This window comes from Variovorax sp. WDL1 (genome assembly GCF_001541225.1).
Classification (GTDB): domain Bacteria; phylum Pseudomonadota; class Gammaproteobacteria; order Burkholderiales; family Burkholderiaceae_C; genus Variovorax.
On the sequence record NZ_LMTS01000213.1, the window covers coordinates 8,881 to 13,946 of the forward strand.

Below are 5,066 nucleotides of genomic sequence, written 5' to 3' on the forward strand. Positions count from 1 at the left end.
GTAGGTGTGGCGGCGGGATCGCGGGCCGCGAGCATGTCCATGGCCGACAGCAAGGCATCGCCCTCGATCGGACCCTGCAGCAGGATAGCCTTGCCGGTTTCGCGATCGTGTAGCCGCAGCGACGGCGTGGCGGTCACGCCGCTGTTCGTGGCTTCCGCAGTTTGGGCGCGAATCGCCGCGTCGGGCCGCTCGCTCGCGATGCACTGCTCGATGGGTGGCGTAAGGTCGGGGTAGCGCAGGTCCTCGGGCAAGCCCTGACCGTCGCTGCGCGTGTGGGCATATACCCACTCGACGGCCTGCCAGAAGGCGGCATGACCGCTGGCTTGGCCCGCGCATTCCGCCAGGCGCGCTTCCGCGGACGCGGCCGGCTCATGCGCTGCCAACGGGAGGTGATGCCATTGCAAGGCCACGTCCGCATTGCCGGCCACCCAACGCTTGAGCACTGGGAAATAGGACCGGCAGAACGGGCATTCGAGGTCCGCGTAGAGCGTCAGCGTGAAGCGTCCTTCCGGATTGCCCATCTGCCACGGAGGCCCAGCCACCTGCGTCTCGCTGACTGGCGCTGAAGTCTGAGGCGTGGACTGCCCGGGCCAACGGGACACGAGCCAGATCAGCAGCAGTGCAACCAGCGCTGCGGCCACTGTCCAAGGCCAGCTGGGCCGCCAGTGCCGACGGCGGAACGCCTGCACCTGCATCGGAATGGAAGGACGTTTCTGTTCCATGGCGTTCTCCGGTGTACGGCAGATTCAGGGCAGGTCCAGGGTCGGCGACTCGATGCCACGTGCCCGGTCGATCTTCTCAGCCACCTTGAAGGCGGCATCCAGCTCGCTGACGCCGTGCTGCTGCATGAGTTGGTAGCGTTCTGCCTTCTCCTCGGGCTCGGTTTGCGCGAGCGCGAGGTAGAGACTTGGCGGCACGGCGCGGAACAGCACTTCCATGCTCTTGGAGAGGATGACGCCCTCGGTGAACTTGCCCGCTTCCTTGCGTGCGGAGAGCATCAGCGCCTTCTGCGCCGGCGAGAGTTCGCGGAAGCGCGCGATCTTCTCCACCTCGTCCGGCGGCATCGACAGGCACACCCACCACTCGATCATGTTGAGCATCGGCTCCGCTGCACGTGGCAGGTCGTCGATGTTCTGCGTCGCCAGCCAGAACCAGGCGCCCAACTTGCGCCACATTTTTGTAATTTTCACGACATAGGGCGCGAGCAGCGGGTTCTTGGTGATGATGTGACCTTCGTCGGTCACGTTGACGATCGGCCGTCCCAGGTACTGGTCGCGCTCGGCGATGTTGTTCACCGTGCTGATCAGGCTGATGTAGGCGATGGAGAGCTGCGCGTTGTAGCCCTCGCGGGCATAGGTCGCCAGATCGACCAGCGTGACGTCGGCCTCGGGCCACGGCGTGCCGTCGCGGTCGAACATCTCGCCGTCCGTGCCTTGGCAGAACATGTCCATCGCGTCCGCCATCTCCAGCAGCCGCGCACGGCGCATCTCGGGCAACGTCGGGTCCTGGCCACGGATGCGCAGTGCATTGCGCACATCGCGCGTGAGCACGGTGCGCTTCTCCGCCACGCAATGTTCGGCGGCGTCGAGGATGCACTGGCGGATCAGCGAGCGGTCGGCCCGCGTCATCCGCGCTTCTTCCTTGTCTTCGCCGCCCGTGATCATCAGCCGTGCCGTGATCTCCAGTTCGCCGAGCACGTCGCGCTGCTCATCCGCCTCCATGGCCGAGGCATCCGGTGGCTGGTCTTCGTCCAGGGCATCGGCATCGAGCGTCTGCACGTCGCTGGGCGTTTCGATCAGCCGGCGTGCGTCGGCGAACGGCGCCAGGCTGATGCCCGATCCGGGGGCCAGCTTGACCCGGTTCACGGTCAGGCCCAGGCGCCGCGCGAAGTCGCTGAACAGGCCGAAGCTGTTGCCGGCTTCCACGATGAAAAGCCGCGGCCGGTAGATGGCCGTCACCTGGTTCAGCAGGTTGTTGAGCGTGGCGGACTTGCCCGAGCCCGTAGGGCCAAACAGAAACAGATGGGCATTCATCTGCCGATCCAACCTGTTCAAGGGGTCGAACGTAATCGGGCCGCCTCCGCGATTGAACATCGTGATGCCGGGGTGCCCCGTGCCCTGGGCGCGGCCCCACACCGGCGACAGGTTCGCCGCGTGCTGGGCGAACATCAGCTGCGTGTACCAGCGGCGCCGATCCTTGCCGGGGTTGTAGCAGCACGGCAGCCAGCGCAGGTAGCTGTTGAGCGGCGCCACCTCGTCGTCCTCGCGCACCGGTTGCAAGCCGGCGTTGAGCATGACGTTCGCCAGGTCCAGGCCGCGCCGATCCAGTTCCGCCTCGTCGCGCCCGCGCAGGTAGAACGCCAGCGTGCCCCGGTAGAGCTTGTGCGCGCTGCCGATCAGGGAGCGGGCCTCGTGCACGTCCTTGAGGGTCTGCTCCGACGCCAGCGTCTCGCCCACGGCCTTCTTCGCCAGGTGGTTCAGATCCGATTCCAGGACATCCTGCGGCGTGGCGACCATCGTGAGACACATCAAGGTGTCCTCGGGCATCTGGTCGAACAGCGTGTTGATCGCGTCCCCCTTGCGGGTCTCGCCGGTCAGGTGCCCCGTGCCGGGCGGCATGCGCAGCCGGTCGGTGATCAGCACGCGGTGCGGCATGCCGTCGAAGTACCAGGCCCCTTGCGCCACGTCCGAGCGCGGCTGCCCGAAGAACAACCGCTGGCTGAAATCCCGCCCGCTCGCCAACTCGATCTCGCCGGCCTCGGTCTCGTCCGGGTAGCGCGCCAGCGAGTAGAAGCGCTCCCCGTCCTCCGCCCCAGGACCGAGCAGCGTGGGGCGCGGGTTGAACCATCGCAGCAGCCAGTCGTGAACGTCCGCTGCAACCATGCGCCGGGCCTGGATGCCGGCATTCGCCAGCCCGCCGCACAGGCGATCGCAAACGATGCCCAGCATCTGCTCGGGTGTCTGGCCGCGGCGGTTTGCCTGTCCCTGACCGCTCGCGCGGCGGTACACCACCATGCGCACGCGCCGCGTCTGGCCGCGCCAGCGCAGCCGCGTGACCACCGTGTCCTCGAACAGGCCGCCGGGCTTGGCCACAGCGCGCATGTGGTGGCCGAAGAAGCGCAGGTAGAACTCGGTGAACGCCGAGCCGCGCGCACGTGGCTGCACGTAGTCGCGCAGCGTCTGCATGTACTGGTCGAAGCTCGGTTCGTCCTGGGCATAGAGCTGGAGCACCCAGGGGTTCTCGTCCAGTTCATCGAAACTGTCTTGGAGTGCGTTTTCCAGGGCATCGCGGGCGTGGGCGAGCCAGCCAGGCTCCCGGCCTTCGGTGCCCAGCGGCACCAGCTCGAAGAACGCCGCCACCGATTGGCCGTCCTCCAGGAGCATCGATTTCGACTCGGGCATGAACTCCACCCAGGGCAGCAGTTCCACGAAGGACGGCGCAACGTCGTACAGCGCCTGCTCGTCGGCCAGGGTCGCTGGCTTGCGGCCGTGGACTGCCGAACCGGGTTCGGGGATGCCGGCCTGGCGCAAGGCCTCGACGTGGCGCTGCCAGCTGTCCGGCTGCTCATCGCTGGCCGGGTTGCTAGAGCCGACGCCGGCCAGCTTCGGCCAGGGGAGTTTCCACCGCATCAGTAGTCCTCCACGCGCTCGCCCGGCATCGCGTACTGGATGCGCTGGTAGAGCGGGAAGACGGTCGTGTAGCCGGGCACCGGCACGGGATCGGTGCCGGCCAGGTGCGGGTACACGTACATCACGAGATCGGGATTGGGCAGGCGCTGGAACTGGCGGTGAACCTCATTGCGCGCGGTGCGCGTGTAGCGCATCTGCTCGACAGGTGCGGCCTGCACGTCGGCGTCGGTCAGGGGCCGACGCAGGCTCTGGCGCGCATCGAGCAACTGGCGGCCGGCGTTCCGTCCGGCTGCGCCACCGCCGTCGCCGGCCTCCTGCTGCCAGATGTCCATCATCGTGCGGTCACCGTGGGTCAACAGCTTTTCCTTGCTGGTGGCGCAGCCGGCGAGCACCGCGACGGCGAGGGCCAGTGCTAGGCCACGGGCCAGGTTAGTCAAGTTCAAGGGCATGGCTTTCTCCTGCGCGGTGATCGACCTTGCGGCCTTCGGGATCGAAGTCGATGGCGAGCGGCTTTTCGAGGTGGACGGCAACCTTGGCGCCGGGTTGGACATAGACGGCGGCGAAGGCTTGGCCGTAGAGCTTGTTGACCCAGGCCGACATGTCCCGGACACCGCCCGCGAGAATCTGGCCGACCGCTTCTTGGCCGGTGATGCCCACGGTGCCGATGGAGCCGTCCGAGCCGACATAGGACATGCGGCCGCTGCCACTCTCGATGAGCGAGGCCACACCGGCACCGGCCGCGGTGATTAGGGCCTGCGAGCCGAGGTATTGCTGGGCGTTGCTGCGCCGCTCGCCGCTGACGCAAGGAATGCCGTGGGGATCGCTGATCCAGCCCAAGCCGTCGCGCTGTTGGTTGTTCTGCTGGTTGCCCTCGCGGTCTTCGGGGATCGTGCGAATCGTGCCGTCGTTGAAGACGAACGTGATGCTGCGCACCTGACCTCGCACGCACGAGAGCGTCCAGTCGCCCGAGGCGGTGCCGCTGAACACGGCGCCGGCCACGTCGGGAATGTCGATGCCATTGGCGGTCAGGTTGTCCGGCCCGACCAGAACTTTGAACGGATAGGGATCGTTGACCGTGCCGTCGATCGGCACGCGGCCGATCAGGGCCGTCATCGCCACCGATCCCATTAGCGTCGAGTTGGTCGGCACGGTATAGACCGGCTTGGCATTCTTGACCCCGGCGGCGCGGGCGCCCGCGTTGGCCACGGTTTCAGCGGTGGTTTCGAGCGTGCTCTGCGCCGGGCCGAAGCTCGTGGGGAAGCTCATGCCGCCGCTCGCGCCACGCCCCCCGTTGCGCCCCTCGGCGGGCTTTGCGTCGTCCGGCTCGACCCACCGCACGCCGCCCTCCATGCCGGCCTCGTCGCCGCCCTGCAGCCCCAGGCCCACGGGCAGGTCCGCATGGCCGCCGCCGCGCCCGCCGATGCTGTCCAGGCGCCG

General features: G+C 67.6%; 4 protein-coding genes. All 4 read right to left on the bottom strand.

Features of this window, described 5'->3' with window-relative positions; all coding sequences use genetic code 11:
- Positions 1 to 722 (bottom strand): DsbA family protein (locus tag APY03_RS26930; RefSeq protein WP_068681686.1); only part of this gene is annotated, 722 nt, incomplete at its 3' end.
- Positions 723 to 746: 24 nt separating this feature from the next.
- Positions 747 to 3,629, bottom strand: coding sequence for a conjugative transfer ATPase (locus APY03_RS26935; protein ID WP_068681678.1), 2,883 nt, complete (start codon positions 3,627 to 3,629; stop codon positions 747 to 749).
- The gene (locus tag APY03_RS26940; protein WP_042178567.1) at positions 3,629 to 4,078 is read right to left on the bottom strand and encodes a TIGR03751 family conjugal transfer lipoprotein; all 450 of its coding nucleotides are present in this window, start codon (positions 4,076 to 4,078) and stop codon (positions 3,629 to 3,631) included. The genes APY03_RS26935 and APY03_RS26940 overlap by 1 nt, the downstream gene beginning before the upstream one ends.
- Positions 4,059 to 5,066, bottom strand: a 1,008-nt coding sequence (locus tag APY03_RS26945; protein WP_068681680.1) for a TIGR03752 family integrating conjugative element protein, incomplete at its 5' end; no start/stop codon positions are given. The genes APY03_RS26945 and APY03_RS26940, both read right to left, overlap by 20 nt.